Here is a 21,168-nt window from a genome sequence, read left to right as displayed (position 1 = left end):
CCGTGTTTGCCCTGATACTTGTATTTTAGCGGATAGGATAGAAGAAATAGGCAGTAGGAAGAAATCCGGGTGTTCTGGTAAGATGAGTGAACCGTTTAATTGATTTTTCAGGAGTTAAAGAATGTCCATACCAGCAGATCCAGTGAAATTGATGAAGCAAGAAGTTGGCAAAGCCGCCGCCAATTTGGTAAAATCCGGTTCCATAGTTGGTTTGGGGACAGGTTCAACCACAGCTTACACTATTCAATATTTAGGAGAACGCCTCAAATCAGGTGAACTCAAAGATATTGTCGGTATCCCCACCTCATTTCAATCAGAAGTATTAGCAAAAGAGTATGGCGTTCCTCTCACCACTTTAGACGCTGTAGACCATATTGATATCGCTATAGACGGGGCAGATGAAGTAGATCCCCATAAAAACTTGATTAAGGGCGGTGGTGCTGCACATACCCGCGAAAAAGTTGTAGATTACCTAGCAAAGCAATTTATTGTTGTCGTTGATGGTGGTAAATTAGTAGCCCGCTTAGGTTCTAGTTTCGCTGTACCAGTTGAAGTTATCCCTATGGCTATTACCCCCGTTACAAATGCCATTAAAGCACTTGGTGGTAAGCCAGAACTACGCATGGGTGTGAGAAAAGCAGGACCTGTAATCACTGACCAAGGTAACATGGTTTTAGATGTCACCTTCGATAGCATTGATGACCCTGTAAACCTGGAAAAAACACTGAATAATATCCCCGGTGTTCTGGAAAATGGCATTTTCGTCAATTGTGCAGATATCGTTCTTGTAGGTGAAGTTATTGATGGTAAACCTGTAGTTAGACAACTTTAGCTTATTACCTAAACACATACAGCGATTTCCAATCTTATGAGGTACATCTTAGCCCCCTCATCGCACCCCCCTAAATCCCCCCGCAGCGGGGGGAAGAAAAGGATAAGCTTTTGATACTGGAGAGGGTTCTTGTTCCGGGTTTGATGACAATTTGCTCTTTTCTCATAAGAATACCCGGTAAGTGGGAAATGAGCGCGTCTTTAGACCTGAGAGGGAAACGACACGAGCAGTTCGACAAGCTCACTGACCACGGTTTTAACCGCTGTGGATATTAAAATTGGGCGTTGCTGATTAAGGGTATGAATTTTAGTCTCATGCAAAGGCGCAATCACGCTTCGTGATCTCGAAGAGTAGACGCACTGAGGTTTGAGTTTTAAAGGTTCAATTTGGAAATTTCATACCTCGATTCAGCAACGCCTAAAAGGGTTATTTATGGGCAAGTTTAAGGCACTGAAAGGGGTGAAGAGTTGATTTTATCGGGCAAAATTTTGATTGCCCCAGTATCATTTATGGGCAAGTTAGTAAATCAATAAAACACTCTCTGCAACAAAAATTTACAACGTGTCCCATTTTGCGGCATCTCCCTCATCCTTACTAGAATGCAAAGTATACAGATCCCAAATTTGAAGTACCACCGAGTCGGGTGGGATATTGCGATGCCTTCGGCGTATCCCTGACGGGATTGAAGGAATAGAGAGCGTAGCGATCGCCGGACATTGTTGGGGGTGCGGAATGTGGGTTATAGGAATCGCTCTTTGGGAAAAACTTTTTGGTTTACTGCTGGAAGAGTTGCCCAATCTATGGGTGGAGTGCTTATTCATACTTTTCCTAAGTCTCTGATTAACTCAGCCCTGCTGGGTAATTTTTCATGCCTTAGTCTAAACCCCAGTTACTACGCTTACTACCCTGCTTACTACCCTTTTTATACTCAACTTAGTGGTCAATCTTTTACTCCCAAGTAGAATTCTTCTAACTCTCGCAAAAATGGGCAAACCGGGGAGTATAATTCAAAGGTTAGCAATAAAATTCCCATGGTACAGCAACAAGACTGGAGTAATTTTTCTTTACAACGTCCTAACTATTTTCCCGGACAGTATCTCCTGGATGAGGACTTCGAGTTAGCACATAAATATCTAAGTGATCGCCAGCGTTATGTCAATAGCAAACTGCATTTAGCCGGAATTGTCGAAGGGCTAGAAGTAGAAGCAATGGCAGGTGAAGCTGCGATTACTATCAAATCTGGGACAGCAATTGATGGTGAAGGTAATCTGATTATCCTGCCGTCAGAAAAAAGCAATCTCAAAATTAACTCACCATGTTGGGTGTGTCTGAGATATCACCAAGAAGCAAAAGTATTACAGCAACCGGAAATTCCCGATAGTTTCACCCGCTTTGCAGAAGAACCCATACTTGCATTGGAAGCGATTGAAACGAAAGATGCTAAAACGATTACTTTAGCTAGACTCACCCTAGAAAACGGACAAGTAAAAGTAGATAACAGTGTCCGTCAATATTCGGGAGCGCGGTTGCCCAGTGGACAAGGTGAAGAGATTACACTGAGAAGTGACGGTAAATCTTTAACCATTCAAGGCAACTTAAGTGTATCCGGTAAATTGGAATTGGGCGGCTCAGAAATTATTGGTGTATCTGAAACTATCGCCACGGAAAGTGACAGAACCACAGTCATCCCCTCAGAAAAAGCCGTTAAAGAGCATATAGAAAAGCGAATTAGGGAGAGACTAGCGGCCTTAAATGCCCCTACAGAGGAAAAATCAGCGATTTCCCTCACTAGTAAGGCAGATGGGCTATATGGGTGGTCAACGGATGGGGGTGAAGCAGATGATAAATCTTCTCTAATCAAATTGATATCCTATCGGGCAGGAGTTGCCACCCCACGGCTCACCATCGAAAGAGATACGGGTAATGTCGGCATTGGTATAACTACTCCCGCTAGAAAATTGGATGTGGAAGGTGTGATCCGCGCCTGGCATCTTGAGTCTACAAATCCTATGCGACACCGGATGTATCCCAATGATGCGATCGTTTATCAAGATATTTTTGATGCCAGAGATGCCAAAGTAATTACCAAATATGGTGTCTTAAAAAATGCACCTGGGGATGCTGAAACAAGGCATATAAGTAGCAACCTATGGAACGACCGTCGGATGATCTGCTATGGAGGTGGGGAAGAGGATGATGCTGGGGCAGTTGTCACCGTTCCCGAAGGATACGATACTCTCTGGATCAGACTACCGGGTGATCTTCATAAAGTCGTCAAAGCACAGTTCCGAGATGGATACAAGGAAGACTTAGGGCGCTGGTCAGGTGGAAAGAGATACGGCAATTGCTACTGTCCCGATGGTTCTCTCACTGATAGCTATCACGATAAACACCAATGGCTACCTATTCCAGTAGGCAGATCCGGGAAAGTTACCCTAATTTCTAAGCAAGGTGGTGAGTTATGGTTATCTGGGGTGGCATTCAGCAAAAACCCTTGGTCTCACGCTACTCAATTCGCACTCGGATATCACTGGAAAGTCAACGGGGGTAATGAAACAATTTGGGATAAAGCATCTGATTCTTGGAATGGCGATAGCTACACAAGGATTCCTGAAAAAACCAATCTAGAATTGATGGTTCCAGTCGTGTGGTCTGGATGTGACAAATTACTCTACATGGTGGAGCATAACAACGACTGGAATGGTTGTATGCACAGTGGTATTACGGTCAATGGTCAGCCCGTTGAAAGGTTTCTAGCAAGCTATGATAACCCCTTCGCCCGCCATTGGAATAGCAAAAGCTTTAACCGCTATATTGCTGCTTACATTCCGGCTGATTTGATTCCCAAACCCAGACCTGATGTCATCCCCTATCTCAAGGTAAAAATTGATATGAGTAAGCAAAACAACAGCCTTAATTTTCGGGAAATGGGTACACACGATCTGGAGGTTCCCTATAGTTTCTGATGACACTCAAGACCTTTAAACAGCAAGTAAGATGGCAATGAGGGAACAACTGGAAAAACGCCTGCAAGCTCTAACCACAGAATACGAAACAGGACAAAAAGCACTAGCTAATTTGGAGTCCCAAAAAGCCAATCTCCGGGAAACATTACTCCGCATTAGTGGAGCAATTCAGGTTTTAGAAGAAGAGTTGACTGTTGATAATAGTCAAAACAATCACCAAGTAGAGCAACTCTCCCCAACCACCATAGAAGTTATTTCTGAAACTTAACTTCTTGATCATCATATATCTGTCTTTTTCCATAGGAATTCAGTCATGTTGGACGACTTAGATAGCACCCTAAAACAATTACTAACTCACGAATTACCAGAGTTGCAAAGGTCAACGGAAACAAATGTTGCCATTAGCTTTGATATGCCATTAGAAGGGTCTATCAAACAGAAACCAGCGATTAATCTTTTCCTCTATGATGTGCGAGAAAATCTGGAATTACGGAGTAGTGAATGGTCGGTGCAACGTCGCCAAAACGGCACAGCTACCAAAAAACGTCCTCCAGCTAGGATAGATTGTTCCTATTTGATTACCGTTTGGGCTAATGCCGATGATCCCCAACAAGAACATCACATCTTAGGGGAAGTAATGAAATTATTACTCCGCTATCGGACATTACCAGCAGCAATTCTCCAAGGCAGTTTGCGAGGACAAGAGCCTCTACCAGTAGCAGTTGGTTTGCGTTCTAGCTACTTACAAAGTTTAGGAGAATTTTGGCAAGCAATTGGGGGAAAACCTAAAGCAGCGCTCAATTATACGGTGACAATTGCCGTTCCAGTTGATGAAGAAACAGAAGAATTTCCTTTGGTGCTTGATAAACGAATTGAATTTATATAGGGAGTGTGGGAAAAACGAATCCCTCTCCTTGCGAAAGGCAGAGAACAGAATTTTCCAATCTCCCTCCTTGCTAAGGGGGGTAATTTTGGGAATAAATTCCAACTTTAAAGTTGACCATTTTGCTCACTTTCCAGAGCTATTAGCCTTAATTCCTAATGCCTGAATTGTTCCGCGATAACTATTGAAAAAAATGCTAAAGCGACAACGATTTTATCATCAAGTAGCCATAGCCGGACAAGTTAGAGATGCTATCACAGGAGAGGGAATTGCAGGTGCTATGGTCAAGATTATTGATGCTCCTGATGAATTTATTAATTTTGTAATCTTCCAACTTAAATTATTTGGATTACCAAGTTCATTAATTCAGTGGCACTCGTTTAATCCCGATCTCAATCCTCCCAACTTAGCCTTACCTCAAGAACTTCAAGAATTACAAAAAAATCTGAAAAATCCTAGCTTAAAAGCTACTAATAAGCTAGAATTATTTCAGGTATTTCTGGAAAATTCCTACCTTAGTGGTAAACATAAATTTCTAGGATTTCAGGAAATTATTGACTATTTTCCACTCGACCCAAAGACCAAAAATTCTCACTTAGGAAGGACTAAAACAGCCCCTGATGGTTGGTTCTATTTTATGGATTTGCCAGCCGGATTATATCGTCTAGAAGCATCTTTGTCTGGTGCTAAAATGCGCTATATTAAGAGTCAATGTCAAGTTGAGATTGGGCGAAAAAATCAAAATAATATTATTAACCAAGATCAAAATGTTGATCTATTTGATAATATTAGGAAAGTAGAATTACAACTGAAACCAACCACCCTTAGAGGCAAAATCACCAATGCGGATGATACAGAAGCAATTGGCATGGCTAGAGTCCAGATTTTAGGGAGTGGAGAATATACTTTTAGCTCCATTGAAATTATTAAAGAACAACAAGGAGAATGGAATTATCAAATCGTTGGTATAGAAGGCAAAAATACTCCCATAACAGTAATAGTTTCAGCTAAAGGATATCCTGGAACGCAAAAAGAAATCAGTTTACAGCCTGGGGATGTGAAATCCTTAGATTTCCAGTTGACTTCCAACTGATAGCTTTTTTTGCAATAGGTATCAACTCGCAACTGTCAATTTTGTTTATCCGAATTATCACGAAAAAAGGGAAAAATATTATGCCCACCAATTTCGCCAATTTAGCTCCTGGCGTTTATGTTGATGAAATTTCTTCAGGGTTAGCACCTATTTCTGGTGTAGGAACTAGTACGGCTGGATTCATTGGTGTCATCACTTTGAAAGTAGCGAAAAGTGCGAAAAGTGCTGAAGTTGCTGAAGATACTGAAGATGCTACAGTTTCTTCAACCGTTGCGAAGAAAGGTCAGCTTATTTCTGGTGAAGACCAATATTCAGTTGTGTTGAAAGACCAAAAAAAAGCAACAGAAGAGATAGAACTTTCAACCTCAATTAAGTCTGGTGAAGTCAAACTCTGTACAAATTTCACTGAATTTAAGAAATTCTTTGGGGATTTCTCAGATAATCCCGGTCAAAATATCCTCGCTCATGCTGTTTATGGCTTCTTCAGAAATGGCGGCACAAGGTGTTTCGTAATATGGGTGACAGCAGAATCAGAAATTAGTCAAGATAAGGCTTTAGGAAAGTTTGAAGCCATTGATGAAATTGCCATTGTCGCAGCTCCGGGTGTTACCAGTAAGATAGCCCTGGGTGAAATTAATGATCACTGCCGATTGTTAGGCGATCGCTTTGCAATTTTGGATACAATAGAAGATATCGCCATTGACTCGGATCAACTAAAACCAGGTAGTGACGAACTGCTAGGAAATTCAGACTATGCGGCAGTATACTACCCCTGGATTCAAGTTTTCGATCCCGCCAGCAACGGACTGAAATTTGTTCCCCCTAGTGGTCATATTGCCGGTGTTTACGCTCGCGTAGACGATAAAAGAGGTGTGCATAAAGCTCCTGCTAATGAACCAATTTCGGGAGCAGTAGGCTTAAAGCAAGATATCAGCAAAATCAAACAGGGTCCTCTGAACGAGATAGGTATTAACTGTATCCGCAATCTCAATGGTAATATCCGCATTTGGGGAGCGCGGACTTTAGGCGCGGGGAAAGACAATCCAGACTTCAAATATATTAATATTCGTCGTCAATTTAACTACCTGCGGGAGTCAATTGATGAAGGAACTCAATGGGCAGTCTTTGAACCCAATAACCCAGAACTTTGGGCAAAAATTCGCCGCAATATTACTGCCTTCCTCACCAATGAATGGCGCAAAGGAGCATTATTTGGAACAAGTCCCCAAGAAGCATTCTTTGTCAAGTGCGATGCAGAAACCAATCCCATGGATCTTCGCAAACTTGGTCAAGTGGTGACGGAAATCGGGGTAGCGGTAATAGAACCAGCAGAATTTGTCATCTTCCGCATTAGCCAAATCGTAGACGAAAAGAAAAAATAGGCTCCCGACCGCACTGAAATGACCTATATCCAAAATTGATTAACCTATGCAAACATCTACACACCTAAATTTAACAGCACCTGGTGTATATCTAGAAGATATTCCCACCTTACCGGGTAAAGATTTACTAACGGGTGTTCCGGTGTTCTTGGGAGTCGCTCCGGTTAACAATGCTCAGGAAAACGGTCTTCCCGTGCCGAAAATGCTCACACTTTGGACTCAGTTTGGGCAGTATTTTGGACAGCCATTACTTCATAGTTATTTACTGCATCTGGTGCGGGTTTTATTTGCCAATGGTAGTCGTCTGTCTTCCGTCTTACCTTTGCTAGATCATATTCTCTCACCATTGCAAAATGGATTGGCAGAAATAGAAGCACTAGATGGCTATTTAGCTCATGCAGTAAGGGGTTTTTTTACCAATGGCGGTCGTCTGTGTTATGTCGTTCCTTTGCTAAATAACACTCTCTCAGAATTGCAAAACGGATTGCGGGCAATAGAAGGACTAGATGTCATTGATTTAGTCTGCGCGCCTGATATTATGCAAAACTCTGAGTCAGAAGTGGCTATGGAAATGCAAAAAGCAGTCCTAGAGCATTGTGAGAGAATGGGCGATCGCTTTGCCATTCTTGATGGCTTCAGTATTACCAGAATTGAAGACATAGAAGCCCTGAAAACACAACAACAAGGATTAATCGGCGATAACGGTGCGCTCTATACCCCCTGGCTGAAAATAGAAAACGCTCCCATGAACATTCCCCCTTGTGGTCATATTGCGGGAATTTATGCCCGTAACGATCGGCAAGTCGGAGTTTATCGCGCTCCGGCTAACTACCTACTAGAAGGGGTATTGGATTTAAGTTTTTTGTTTACTGATACAGATTCGGAAATCTTAAATCCTCAAACTGGATCAGGCGTTAACTGCATTCGCAGTTTTAGAAGTCGGGGAATGCGGATTTGGGGGTCACGCACCTTAAGCCAAAATCCAGAATGGCAATATATCAACATTCGCCGCTTAAAAATCACTGTCCTCCGGTGGGCAGAACGGAATTTAGCTGATGCTGTGTTTGAACCCAACAACAGAGATTTGTGGGGTCGTATAGAGCGGGAATTAACAGTTTACTGTGAATCCCTATGGGAACAGGGAGCTATCCATGGGGATAGTTCCGAAGAGGCTTTCTATGTCAAGTGTGACGAGGAAACCAACCCCCCAGCTATCCGCAATACCGGACAAATAGTCACGGAAATTGGTTTAGCACCCACTACTCCTAGTGAATTTATTGTTATTTCCCTAGTTCACGGTAGTAGCGGTGTTAGATTTGTCGAATCTTAGTAAATAACTTCAGGAGAACTTACCATGCCAGCTATTAAAGATACTCACGATCCGTTTAATGGTTATAATTTCTGGGTAGAGTGGGACGGAATCGTTCATGCAGGCTTTAGAGAATGTAGTGGTTTGACGGCTACCAGGGCAGCCACGACCTATAGAGAAGGAACAGACAAAATTCTTGCTCAAAGACAACTTGGTGGTTTAAATAGTTTCAGTAATATCAGCCTGAAACGAGGAATCACTGACAATGATGAACTTTGGAAATGGCACAAGCAAATCACAGATGGTGAACCAATGGAAGACAATCGGAAAAACGTTTCGATTATTCTGTCCGATGATAAAGGTGAAGAAAAACTACGTTGGAACTTGGAAAAATGTTGGCCTACCATGTGGAGTGGTCCAGATTTTAATGCTACCTCTGGCGAGGTAGCGATTGAATCACTAGAATTAGTTCACGAAGGAATCAGCGTTGATTAATACGAGGGAAAATGCACCAAACTGAATTTCTGTTTACCCTGCCTCACGGTTATATAGATGCAGAAGGAATCCTTCATCGAGAAGGAGTGATGCGACTATCAACAGCCTATGATGAAATAGCTCCTCTGCGCGACCCCAGGGTACAGAGAAATCCGGGTTATTTGGTGATTATTCTGCTCGCACGGGTGATTACTAAGCTAGGAACTTTAGACCAACTCAATACCAAAATTATTGAGGAATTATTTTCTGGGGACTTGGTTTACCTGCAAGATTTTTACCAACGAATTAATCACCATGGTAACACTCGCTTTCAGGTTGCCTGTCCCCATTGTGGAGGAGATTTTGAAGTAGAAACCTCCCCCACGGGGGAGTAGTCTGCTACCCCTCAGAACGCCTACTGGAGGAGGTAGCTTATCTTTCCTATCACTTTCACTGGTCTTATGATCAAGTGATGAACATGGAACACTGGGAACGGCAACAGTGGGTAACTCAAGTTGCCCACATTAATCAGCAGATTAATCAGCAGTCAGGCAATTAAGGATTTGAGATTAAAACTTTTCTCAAGAGGAGACTTTCATGGCAAAATCGCAAAAAAAAGGCGGGGGTAATTCTCAAAAGAAACCCCAAGATCCCTATATGGCTTTCAATTTTATGGTGGAAATCGAAGGACTGACAGTGGGTGGCTTTTCAGAAGTTACAGGACTAAGCAGCAACATGGAACTGGAGAGTTATGTGGAGGGTGGGGTTCATCACCACGTTCATAAATTCCCTAAATACATGAACTATCCTAATTTGGTTTTCAAGCGGGGACTAGGAGAAAGAGATGATTTATGGAAGTGGTATGAAGATGCTACTAGAGGTAAAATTCGTCTCTTGAACGGCACAATTATGGTACGAGACAGTAAGCAGGATAAACTAATAGGATGGAACTTTAAAAAGGCCTACCCGGTTGCTTGGGAAGGTCCACAACTGAATGCTAGTAATGGTTCGGAAGTCGCATTTGAACGGCTGGAATTAGTGCATAGAGGAGTTTATAAAGCATAGTTAGAACCAGTCAATATAAATTACATAAAATCATCATCTCTATCAGCAAAAATTAAGCAAAAATTAAGTATCTCATCTAAAATGACATTCAATCGTGTACCACAATGGCAACAGTCTCTTGATCCGAAACTTGTCCGTCGGCTAAATAATCCGTTGATGAAACAGGGAGTTATCGATGGTCGGATGGCTAGAAGAATTATCGAGCGATCGCCTGATATATTAGAAAAACTACCTTTACTTGCTCAACAAATGCAGCGTTGGTCAACCACTATTCATTTAGAGTCAGAATCAACACCTATTGTTTATGTTCAACATCAGGAGCAGAGAAGTCAAGCAGTAGAACAGCAGACGATAAATCCCAACTTTGCATCTCCTGATAGCAGTCAAGGTAATAAGCAAGTCCTGATTGTCAATGCTAAGTCAATTCCAGTTGACATGGATTTATCCAATCAAGATCAAATGACTCCTTTAGTAAATCAGAGATCGCAGTCCACAGAATTAACTTTACCACCAGATAATTCTTTACCTAATTTACCCAATAATATTTCCTCAACCCCCTCAGAATCACCAATTCAAAGAAAAACAGAAACACCTACAAATTTACCAATAGTAAATGTAAATTCTGAGCAATCATCTTCATTAACTGAAAATCCTCAAATCACCTTAGTTCAACAACTAGCTCCCACCATATCAAATATTGAAAAACCTTTAGTTAATCTAGCTAATAATATTTCCTCAACCCCCTCAGAATCACCAATTCAAAGAAAAGCAGAAACACCTGCAAATTTACCAATAGTAAATGTAAATTCTGAGCAATCATCTTCATTAACTGAAAATCCCCAAATCCCTTTAGTTCAACAACTAGCTCCCACCATATCAAATATTGAAAAACCTTTAGTTAATCTAGATAATCAAATTTCCTCAACCCCCTCAGAATCACCAATTCAAAGAAAAACAGAAACACCTGCAAATTTACCAATAGTAAATGTAAATTCTGAGCAATCATCTTCATTAACTGAAAATCCCCAAATCACCTTAGTTCAACAACTAGCTCCCACCATATCAAATATTGAAAAACCTTTAGTTAATCTAGCTAATAATATTTCCTCAACCCCCTCAGAATCACCAATTCAAAGAAAAACAGAAACACCTGCAAATTTACCAATAGTAAATGTAAATTCTGAGCAATCATCTTCATTAACTGAAAATCCCCAAATCCCCTTAGTTCAACAACTAGCTCCCACCATATCAAATATTGAAAAACCTTTAGTTAATCTAGATAATCAAATTTCCTCAACCCCCTCAGAATCACCAATTCAGAGAAAAGCAGAAACACCTACAAATTTACCAATAGTAAATGTAAATTCTGAGCAATCATCTTCATTAACTGAAAATCCCCAAATCACCTTAGTTCAACAACTAGCTCCCACCATATCAAATATTGAAAAACCTTTAGTTAATCTAGCTAATAATATTTCCTCAACCCCCTCAGAATCACCAATTCAGAGAAAAACAGAAACACCTGCAAATTTACCAATAGTAAATGTAAATTCTGAGCAATCATCTTCATTAACTGAAAATCCCCAAATCACCTTAGTTCAACAACTAGCTCCCACCATATCAAATATTGAAAAACCTTTAGTTAATCTAGCTAATAATATTTCCTCAACCCCCTCAGAATCACCTGCAAATTTACCAATAGTAAATGTAAATTCTGAGCAATCATCTTCATTAACTGAAAATCCCCAAATCACCTTAGTTCAACAACTAGCTCCCACCATATCAAATATTGAAAAACCTTTAGTTAATCTAGCTAATAATATTTCCTCAACCCCCTCAGAATCACCAATTCAAAGAAAAACAGAAACACCTGCAAATTTACCAATAGTAAATGTAAATTCTGAGCAATCATCTTCATTAACTGAAAATCCTCAAATCACCTTAGTTCAACAACTAGCTCCCACCATATCAAATATTGAAAAACCTTTAGTTAATCTAGCTAATAATATTTCCTCAACCCCCTCAGAATCACCAATTCAAAGAAAAACAGAAACACCTGCAAATTTACCAATAGTAAATGTAAATTCTGAGCAATCATCTTCATTAACTGAAAATCCTCAAATCCCCTTAGTTCAACAACTAGCTCCCACCATATCAAATATTGAAAAACCTTTAGTTAATCTAGCTAATAATATTTCCTCAACCCCCTCAGAATCACCTGCAAATTTACCAATAGTAAATGTAAATTCTGAGCAATCATCTTCATTAACTGAAAATCCCCAAATCACCTTAGTTCAACAACTAGCTCCCACCATATCAAATATTGAAAAACCTTTAGTTAATCTAGCTAATAATATTTCCTCAACCCCCTCAGAATCACCTGCAAATTTACCAATAGTAAATGTAAATTCTGAGCAATCATCTTCATTAACTGAAAATCCCCAAATCACCTTAGTTCAACAACTAGCTCCCACCATATCAAATATTGAAAAACCTTTAGTTAATCTAGCTAATAATATTTCCTCAACCCCCTCAGAATCACCAATTCAAAGAAAAACAGAAACACCTGCAAATTTACCAATAGTAAATGTAAATTCTGAGCAATCATCTTCATTAACTGAAAATCCTCAAATCACCTTAGTTCAACAACTAGCTCCCACCATATCAAATATTGAAAAACCTTTAGTTAATCTAGATAATCAAATTTCCTCAACCCCCTCAGAATCACCAATTCAAAGAAAAACAGAAACACCTGCAAATTTACCAATAGTAAATGTAAATTCTGAGCAATCATCTTCATTAACTGAAAATCCTCAAATCCCCTTAGTTCAACAACTAGCTCCCACCATATCAAATATTGAAAAACCTTTAGTTAATCTAGCTAATAATATTTCCTCAACCCCCTCAGAATCACCAATTCAAAGAAAAACAGAAACACCTGCAAATTTACCAATAGTAAATGTAAATTCTGAGCAATCATCTTCATTAACTGAAAATCCTCAAATCCCCTTAGTTCAACAACTAGCTCCCACCATATCAAATATTGAAAAACCTTTAGTTAATCTAGCTAATAATATTTCCTCAACCCCCTCAGAATCACCAATTCAAAGAAAAACAGAAACACCTGCAAATTTACCAATAGTAAATGTAAATTCTGAGCAATCATCTTCATTAACTGAAAATCCCCAAATCCCCTTAGTTCAACAACTAGCTCCCACCATATCAAATATTGAAAAACCTTTAGTTAATCTAGCTAATAATATTTCCTCAACCCCCTCAGAATCACCAATTCAGAGAAAAACAGAAACACCTGCAAATTTACCAATAGTAAATGTAAATTCTGAGCAATCATCTTCATTAACTGAAAATCCCCAAATCCCCTTAGTTCAACAACTAGCTCCCACCATATCAAATATTGAAAAACCTTTAGTTAATCTAGCTAATAATATTTCCTCAACCCCCTCAGAATCACCAATTCAAAGAAAAGCAGAAACACCTGCAAATTTACCAATAGTAAATGTAAATTCTGAGCAATCATCTTCATTAACTGAAAATCCTCAAATCCCCTTAGTTCAACAACTAGCTCCCACCATATCAAATATTGAAAAACCTTTAGTTAATCTAGCTAATAATATTTCCTCAACCCCCTCAGAATCACCAATTCAGAGAAAAACAGAAACACCTGCAAATTTACCAATAGTAAATGTAAATTCTGAGCAATCATCTTCATTAACTGAAAATCCCCAAATCACCTTAGTTCAACAACTAGCTCCCACCATATCAAATATTGAAAAACCTTTAGTTAATCTAGCTAATAATATTTCCTCAACCCCCTCAGAATCACCAATTCAAAGAAAAACAGAAACACCTGCAAATTTACCAATAGTAAATGTAAATTCTGAGCAATCATCTTCATTAACTGAAAATCCTCAAATCCCCTTAGTTCAACAACTAGCTCCCACCATATCAAATATTGAAAAACCTTTAGTTAATCTAGCTAATAATATTTCCTCAACAAGTGAAGGCATATCAACTAATACTAATAATAGAAGTTCTCCCTCAACTTCAGTAATTCCAATTATTGATGGTTCCATATCCAAAATTAAACCCAAATTGGAAAATTCAGTAGTAGTTTATTCCCAACCAATCAGTCCTAAATTAGCTGCAAATGAGCCAATGCTCTTAATCGAAGAGTTTAAGAGAAATAATCCTTTAGTTGTGACTAATGGGAATAAACGAGTAGAAAAGATTACCCAATCCACTGTTGCTAATGCTCAATCTAAATTACCAGTTGTGAAAATTAATTCCGAGCCATCTTTACCAGAATTTGAATCTTTAGTCTTGTCTACTTCTCCTAGTGCTAAAAAAAAGGCAAGCACCTTAAATAGTAGCCAATTAACTTCCCAGATGAATTTAGGAACAACAACGAATTATAATGTAACATCATCCCCTGCCGAAACCTCAATAACCAATAATATTGCTTCAAATCAAGGGATAATGGCATCAACCCCATCTATCAATTCTCAACTACTTAAAGTCAATCAAATTAACCAAACATCCATTGCAGGTGTTAGTCGGCCACCTCAGATTGATGTTGATGATTTAGCAGACAAAGTAGAGCGGAAAATCATGCGGAGATTAGTCGTAGAAAGTGAACGCAGAGGTAAGAACAAATGGCGCTAGAAAAACTAACAATTAAAGCAGAGAAAAGTAACGAGGGAGATTTTGCTGATGAATTCGAGGTCTTGTTTAACCCTAACCAGGTACAAATTAATAAGATCGGTTGGACAACCAGCGGAGACCAATTAGTTGCGTCTAATGATTTAGCAACTTTAACAATAGAGTTATTCTTTGATACCACTCTTAAAGGTTCTCCGCCAGAAAATGTCCAGAAATATACCAAGAAGATTTTTAATTTGACTCACCCAAGAATTGGTAATAGCACAAAAAGACCACCTAGATGTAAGTTGGTGTGGGGAACAATTGGGGGAAAAGATAGTGTTTTGTTACCTGATGGGATGTTAGAAAGTGTCACTAAAACTCTGACGCAGTTCTTGGAAGATGGTACTCCTGTGCGAGCAACTCTTAATTGCACATTCAGAGAGTGGACAGACTCGGTAAAAAAGAAAAAAGAGGAGAATTTAATAGATGATCCAGTTCGGATTGTTAAAAGGGGAGAAACCCTGAGTAGTATTTCTTATGAAGAATATGGAGATCCTGCATTGTGGCGCATAATTGCTGAAGAAAATCGGCTAGATAATCCGCGTAAAATACCCCCCGGATTAGTTCTGACGATTCCACCTCTGCGGATTCCCAGCCAAACTTAGAGGAAAAGAACTATGTCTGATGGTGGTGGTGTTAAAAGCCTTTCCCCTAATATTAGAGTAATCATTGAAGGACAAAAGCTTTCTGCTGAGGCTAGTGCTGATTTACTCGCGGTGAAAGTATCGGAAGATGTGGACGTACCAAGTATGTTTACTTTGGAATTTTCTAGTTGGAATTTAGCCAAGGGTGAATTAACTTGGATTGATGACAAGATGTTTGAGATTGGTAAAGAAGTAGAAATTCAGATGGGTTATGAAAATAACTTAAAAACAGTGATCGTAGGAGAAATTACTGGTCTAGAACCGGAGTTTAATCAAAATTCTAATCCTATATTAGTGGTACGGGGACATGATATGCGTCACCGTTTATTGCGAGGTTCTAAAACAAAATCCTATGCCAAAATGAAAGATAGTGATATTGCTAGTCAAATTGCTAGGGGTAACAGCTTAACACCAAAAGTTAAAGATAGTGAGGTGAAACATGAATATGTTTTACAACATAATCAGACTGATTGGGATTTTCTGCAAAGTCGTGCAGAGCGCATTGGTTATGAAGTAGTTATTGATAATAAAACCTTATATTTTCAACCCCATCAGCACGATAGTCAAAAAGTTTTGACGTTGAAGTTTGCAGAGAATTTACGTGAATTTTTACCCCGGTTGAGTAGTATGGGTCAGGTGCAAAAAGTAGAAGTAAAAGGCTGGATACCCAAAGATAAAAAAGAAGTTATCGGTAAAGCTGCTGCTGGCAAGGAAGGGAGTAAAATGGGTGGCAAAACTACTGGAGCAAAGGCAGTGGAAACATTTGGAGAATCTGTTTCTACTGTGGTTATTCAACCTGTAGCCAGTAAAGCAGAAGCCGATCAAATAGCTTTAGGACAGTTTAAGGATATGGCGATCGCCTATATTACTGCTGAAGGAACTTGTCCGGGAATTCCTACTTTAAAAATTGCTAAAGTTATTGAAGTGACTGGAGTAGGAAAGCGATTCAGTGGAATGTATTATGTGACATCAACTGAACATAATTACTCCCAAGAGCAAGGTTATGGTACTTTATTTACTGCAAGGAGAACCGCCTCATGATGGGAATAGATTTGTTAATGCCTGAAGACAAAAGTCTGCGCTTCTATGGAGTGACAGTTGCCGTAGTCACTAATATCAAAGATCCTGATGGAGTAGGACGAATTAAGGTGAAATTTCCTTGGTTATCAGATGAGGATGAAAGTGCTTGGGCTAGGGTGGTAACATTGATGGCAGGGAAAGATAGAGGCATTTACTTTTTGCCAGAAGTAGACGATGAGGTTTTAGTGGCTTTTGAACATGGCGATATTGCCTTTCCCTATATTTTAGGGAGTTTGTGGAATGGCAAGGATAACCCCCCTGAAAAAAACGATAATGATGAAAATAATAAACGCTTGATTAAGTCCCGTAGTGGTCACATGATTATTTTGGATGATACTAAAGATAAGGAACAGATTATTATTCAAGATAAAAGTGGAAAAAACAAAATTACTATTGACTGCGAAAATGATGCCATGAATATTCAGGTAGAAAAAGATTTTACCATTGAAGCTAAAGGTAAAGTGACTATAAAAAGCACAGATGAGGATATGTTGATTGAGTGTAAAAATTTAGAGATTAAAACTCAACAAGAATGCAAAATTCAAGCCGGATCTAATTATAGTATTCAGGCTAAATCTAAAGGTGAATTTGCCGCCAAATCCGGCTTGGAAATTACCTGCGCTGCGGGGGTTAAGGTCAATAATGGGGCTTTGGAGGTAATGTAATGGATATTGATTTTTTAGGTGTAGGCTGGTCTTATCCGTGTAAATTAGATGAGAGGGGACAAGTGTTGATGGCGAAGTACGAAGATTGCGTTCGTCAGTCAATTTTGGCGATCCTTAGTACCGCGAGAGGGGAAAGGGTGATGCGTCCCGATTTTGGCTGTCGGATTCATGATCTCGTCTTTGCACCCAATAATGCAGGAACAGTTGGTGAAGTGATCAGCGATGTGCGATCAGCCTTGGTAGAGTGGGAACCCCGCATTGATATTTTAGATATTGATGTGCTACCAAATCCGGCTCATCCTAATCTTTTGCAAATTTCCATTAATTACCAGGTTCGCACCACAAATAATCAGTTTAATCTAGTCTATCCATTCTATTTACAGTAATTAATCATGTTTTTACCTCCCCCCAAAATTGATCAGCGCACCTATGAAGATATAGTTCAGGAAACTCAGGAATTAACTGAGGACTATACGGATAACAAATGGCGATGCCTGGATAAAAGCGATTCAGGTTTGGCACTTATCCGCATTTTCAGCCGCATGGCCACCATCGTTAGCGATCGCCTCAATCGCTCCCCGGATCGTAATTTGCTGGCATTTCTCAACTTAATTGGTACTCAACAGGCTCCCCCTCAACCAGCCAGAGTCCCTCTCACCTTTACCTTAGCGGGTGGTAGTCCGGTAGATGCAATAGTTCCTGCTCATACCCAAGTTTCTGCACCCGCTCCCGAAGGTGAAACAGAGGAAGTTATCTTTGAAACTGAACAAGATTTGGTAGTCAGCGGGACACAACTACAAGCAATGTTTGTGGCCGAAGATCGGGATTATTATAGCGATCGCAACCATTGGATTGATCCCACAATTGCCAACCAAAATCCAGCATTTTCAGCTTTCAAAGGCGACCTCCCCACGGAGCATTATCTTTATATATATTCTGAAGAAATATTTAGCATACCAAAATTAGAAACGATTACCATCACTATTGATACTAATAGTCCCACTCAATTCGGGGAATTACTTGATATTTGGTCATATTGGGAGAAGACAGCATGGAAACCTCTGACCCACATTCACACCCAAGCAAATACAACACAATTCATGATCACAGTGACTCAGTTACCTAAATTGATGCCTTTTGTGCAATTTAATGGACAAAAAGCCCCATGTTTGCGGGTAAGCTTAAAGTCTCAGCAACGGAATCAATTAGCGGAAGCCGCACGAAATAATTTACCAGAAGTTACCCAAATTGAAATTAGCACTAGTATTAATCAAACCCATACCCCCGAATTATGCTTATTTAATAATACTCCCTTGGATCTAAGCAAAGATTTCTATCCCTTTGGTACAACCCCTGGGCGTAACGATACATTTTCTATTCCTTTAGATAATAAATTAATTAAACCCGGAGTTGCCATAGAAATTAGCCCAAAACTGAACCATCAACCCAGTTATACTGACGATATAAATATCATTTGGGAAATAGGAAACGGGCAAAATTGGCAAATCATTGAAACTTCAACAGCAGCAGATAAATTTAGATGGAGTAATGATTCATCACCAATAAAATTTATAGAACCTACAGAACCTATCACATCAACTACTTTTCAGTTTCCTCAATCACTAATTAATGAGAATCTAGTTGATGATCATAGAGAAAATTCCTATTGGCTGCGCGCCCGCATTAACAATGGAATTTACGGGATCAGAGGGAGAGAGAAAAAATATGTTGTTTATAATGATGTCACCCTAGTTTCTAGAGGCATCTCCTCTGGACAAACAGCAATATTCGTTGATAGTGTAGATGAATTAGAGATTAATGATACCATTCGCATCCAATCATTAGCTGATCCAACCAGACAGGAAGAAGTCAGAATAATTAATAAAATTGCCTCCGAGAAAAAGCTGATTCTTGAGAATAATATTCGTAATCAATATGAAGCCAGCAGTCGAATATTGTGCAAATTTATTATGGTGGACAAGATTCCTGACACTTGCGATCCACCGGTAGTCCAATCTTTGACATTAACTTATAAATTTCTGCTGAGAAAACCTGCATCTTACTATGCTTATAACGACTTTATTTATTGTGAGGGCAGTTCTTTAGGATTTGTCAGACTGACACAAGCGGTTAAAGCTGGCGAAAGGATCTTACATCTGGATGATGTTAGTCAGTTAAGATTAGGTGAGTTGATCAAATTTGACGATAATAATCCCGAAAAACGGCAAATTGAGCTAATTGATCGAGATCGCCATCTGGTCATCTTCACCACAGCATTGAATCATGATCATCGGCGAGCAGTTAGGGTAATTCGTTGTTTTCACCCGTTAACTCCCGCAATTAATCGCAATTCCGCCCTTTATTTGGGATTTAATCAACCATTTCCCAATCGTCCCAATACTCTTTACCTCCAAGTTGAACCACCTTTACCCAGTGAAGTAGCCCCCAATGCCAATCGAGGGGAAGGTGACCTTAACCTACAGCGGATTGCTTGGGAATACGCTAGTCCCAACGGATGGCAACCCCTAGTTGTTCAGGATGAAACCCAAGCCTTTGCTGAGAAGGGGCTAATTCAATTTATTGGGCTAACAGATTTTATCCCATCGTCTCACTTTGGCAAAGAACTTTATTGGCTACGAGCCAGGAAAAAGCCCAGTAGTATTCCATTCGCACTCTTATGTCTTTTTAAATGGGCATTAGGCTTTAGACGATTACACTTGTTCGGCTTGATCCGCTATCTTGGTTGGCAAATAAGCTATTCTGTTGATTTTTCCGTAGATCCCCGTTTGCGTTCTGTACGGACGAATACTACCTGGGCTAGTCAAACTATTACTTTAGAAAATGAGATATTAGGTTCTAGCAACAATGAGCCGCAACAGGTATTTTCTGCCAGTCAGGTACCCATTCTTTGGGGACAACAATTAGAGGTGCAGGAAGGTAAAATGCCTGCCGACGAAGAACGACAAGTCATTGAACTACAATCAGGCTCAGAAGCAATCAGCACAATTACAGATGAAACAGGTCAATTAGTAGCAGTTTGGGTGCGCTGGCAAGAAGTCCCTGATTTTTATAGTTCCCAGACCAAGGATCGTCATTATGTCATTGATCGCCAAACCGGAAAAATTCAGTTTGGTGACGGAAAAGCAGGAATGATTCCACCGCGAGGACGCAACAATATTCGCCTGACTCGCTATCATACTGGAGGTGGCATCAGAGGGAATCAACCTGCCTATAAGATTGCCGAATTAAAAACTACTATCCCCTACATTGATAGCGTCATTAATTGGGAAGCGGCCACAGGAGGAAACGAGCAAGAATCTCTGGAACGGCTCAAAGAGCGATCGCCCCAACGACTACGCCACCGCGATCGCGCCGTGACAGCCCAAGATTTTGAAGACCTAACATATCAAGCATCTATAGATGTGGCCAGGGTAAAGGTGATCACCCCAGAAATGATGGTTCCCAATTTCAATCCCTTACTGGAGGAACTATGGATTGAACCGGAGGGAAATTCCTCACTCGCCAAGATAACAGAAGTTAGGAGTCAGAGTCCTAAAATCGAGGGCAATCCCATTCAAGTTTTTACCCATGAGATTCGGGCTGGGCGGGTGCGAGTAATCATCGTTCCCCACAGTTTGGAACGTCAGCCCACCCCCAACTTGGCATTACTGAATCGAGTCCATACTTATTTACAAGCGCGGTTTGTGCCGACCATGAAACTGCAAGTAACCGGACCTAACTGGCAAGAGATCAGAATTATTACGGAAATTGTCCCTGGTTCTCTAGAAAATGCTGATGCTGTCAGAGTTGAAGTTCAGCGTAGCCTCCACAACTTTCTTCACCCCCTCACAGGTGGCAATCAAGGAGTAGGGTGGAGCTTCGGACGTAAACCTCACCTTTCCGACCTCTATGCCCTCTTGGAAGCAGTTCCAGGGGTCAAATACGTCCGCTACCTAGACATCCAACCGACTGATTGTCAAATGGATATCCGCACTCTTATTTACTCTGGTCAGCACCGAGTTACCTTGAAATTACCAGGAGAGACAGATTAAC

17 protein-coding genes are annotated in these 21,168 nt (G+C 40.1%); all 17 read left to right on the top strand.

The window, feature by feature from the left end:
- The first annotated feature begins 121 nt into the window (after positions 1-121).
- On the top strand, positions 122-832 hold the full coding sequence (rpiA, locus tag NG743_RS19600) for a ribose-5-phosphate isomerase RpiA (protein ID WP_027402347.1): 711 nt from the start codon (positions 122-124) through the stop codon (positions 830-832).
- Positions 833-1,863: 1,031 nt separating this feature from the next.
- The gene (locus NG743_RS19595; RefSeq protein ID WP_027402345.1) at positions 1,864-3,798 is read left to right on the top strand and encodes a hypothetical protein; all 1,935 of its coding nucleotides are present in this window, start codon (positions 1,864-1,866) and stop codon (positions 3,796-3,798) included.
- A 37-nt stretch (positions 3,799-3,835) separates the two neighbouring features.
- Positions 3,836-4,066 carry a hypothetical protein gene (locus tag NG743_RS19590; RefSeq protein ID WP_027402344.1) on the top strand — a complete coding sequence of 77 codons (231 nt, stop codon included), beginning with the start codon at positions 3,836-3,838 and terminating at the stop codon, positions 4,064-4,066.
- Between the two features lie 45 nt (positions 4,067-4,111).
- Positions 4,112-4,684, top strand: coding sequence for a Pvc16 family protein (locus NG743_RS19585; RefSeq protein WP_027402343.1), 573 nt, complete (start codon positions 4,112-4,114; stop codon positions 4,682-4,684).
- Positions 4,685-4,874: 190 nt separating this feature from the next.
- A complete protein-coding gene (locus tag NG743_RS19580) occupies positions 4,875-5,774 on the top strand; it encodes a peptidase associated/transthyretin-like domain-containing protein (protein ID WP_027402342.1) in 900 nt (299 codons plus the stop codon).
- 80 nt (positions 5,775-5,854) lie between these two features.
- Positions 5,855-7,156 (top strand): phage tail sheath family protein, encoded by a 1,302-nt coding sequence (locus NG743_RS19575; RefSeq protein ID WP_027402341.1) that lies wholly within the window; start codon positions 5,855-5,857, stop codon positions 7,154-7,156.
- 46 nt (positions 7,157-7,202) lie between these two features.
- A complete protein-coding gene (locus NG743_RS19570) occupies positions 7,203-8,486 on the top strand; it encodes a phage tail sheath family protein (RefSeq protein ID WP_027402340.1) in 1,284 nt (427 codons plus the stop codon).
- A gap of 24 nt (positions 8,487-8,510) precedes the next feature.
- Positions 8,511-8,960: a phage tail protein gene (locus NG743_RS19565; RefSeq protein ID WP_027402339.1), complete on the top strand. Its 450-nt coding sequence runs from the start codon at positions 8,511-8,513 to the stop codon at positions 8,958-8,960.
- Positions 8,961-8,971: 11 nt separating this feature from the next.
- Complete coding sequence (locus tag NG743_RS19560) at positions 8,972-9,334, top strand: phage tail assembly protein (RefSeq protein ID WP_257120715.1); 363 nt, start codon at positions 8,972-8,974, stop codon at positions 9,332-9,334.
- Between the two features lie 23 nt (positions 9,335-9,357).
- Positions 9,358-9,498 (top strand): DUF6760 family protein, encoded by a 141-nt coding sequence (locus tag NG743_RS26720; protein WP_306459855.1) that lies wholly within the window; start codon positions 9,358-9,360, stop codon positions 9,496-9,498.
- A gap of 38 nt (positions 9,499-9,536) precedes the next feature.
- Complete coding sequence (locus NG743_RS19555; RefSeq protein WP_027402337.1) at positions 9,537-10,004, top strand: phage tail protein; 468 nt, start codon at positions 9,537-9,539, stop codon at positions 10,002-10,004.
- A gap of 81 nt (positions 10,005-10,085) precedes the next feature.
- Entirely contained in the window at positions 10,086-14,687 is a 4,602-nt protein-coding gene (locus NG743_RS19550) for a hypothetical protein (protein ID WP_257120714.1), read from the top strand.
- Positions 14,678-15,331: a CIS tube protein gene (locus NG743_RS19545; RefSeq protein WP_027402336.1), complete on the top strand. Its 654-nt coding sequence runs from the start codon at positions 14,678-14,680 to the stop codon at positions 15,329-15,331. The genes NG743_RS19550 and NG743_RS19545 overlap by 10 nt, the downstream gene beginning before the upstream one ends.
- Positions 15,332-15,343: 12 nt before the next feature.
- Positions 15,344-16,411, top strand: a complete 1,068-nt coding sequence (locus NG743_RS19540) for a phage late control D family protein (RefSeq protein WP_027402335.1) — start codon at positions 15,344-15,346, stop codon at positions 16,409-16,411.
- Positions 16,408-17,115, top strand: a complete 708-nt coding sequence (locus NG743_RS19535) for a phage baseplate assembly protein V (protein ID WP_027402334.1) — start codon at positions 16,408-16,410, stop codon at positions 17,113-17,115. The genes NG743_RS19540 and NG743_RS19535 overlap by 4 nt, the downstream gene beginning before the upstream one ends.
- The gene (locus NG743_RS19530; protein WP_027402333.1) at positions 17,115-17,501 is read left to right on the top strand and encodes a GPW/gp25 family protein; all 387 of its coding nucleotides are present in this window, start codon (positions 17,115-17,117) and stop codon (positions 17,499-17,501) included. The genes NG743_RS19535 and NG743_RS19530 overlap by 1 nt, the downstream gene beginning before the upstream one ends.
- A gap of 6 nt (positions 17,502-17,507) precedes the next feature.
- Positions 17,508-21,167, top strand: coding sequence for a baseplate J/gp47 family protein (locus NG743_RS19525; protein WP_257120713.1), 3,660 nt, complete (start codon positions 17,508-17,510; stop codon positions 21,165-21,167).
- Position 21,168 lies beyond the last annotated feature (1 nt).

Origin of the sequence: Dolichospermum heterosporum TAC447, from assembly GCF_024584745.1 — a bacterium.
Classification (GTDB): Bacteria; Cyanobacteriota; Cyanobacteriia; order Cyanobacteriales; family Nostocaceae; genus Dolichospermum; species Dolichospermum heterosporum.
This window is presented reverse-complemented; position numbering and strand designations above follow the sequence as displayed.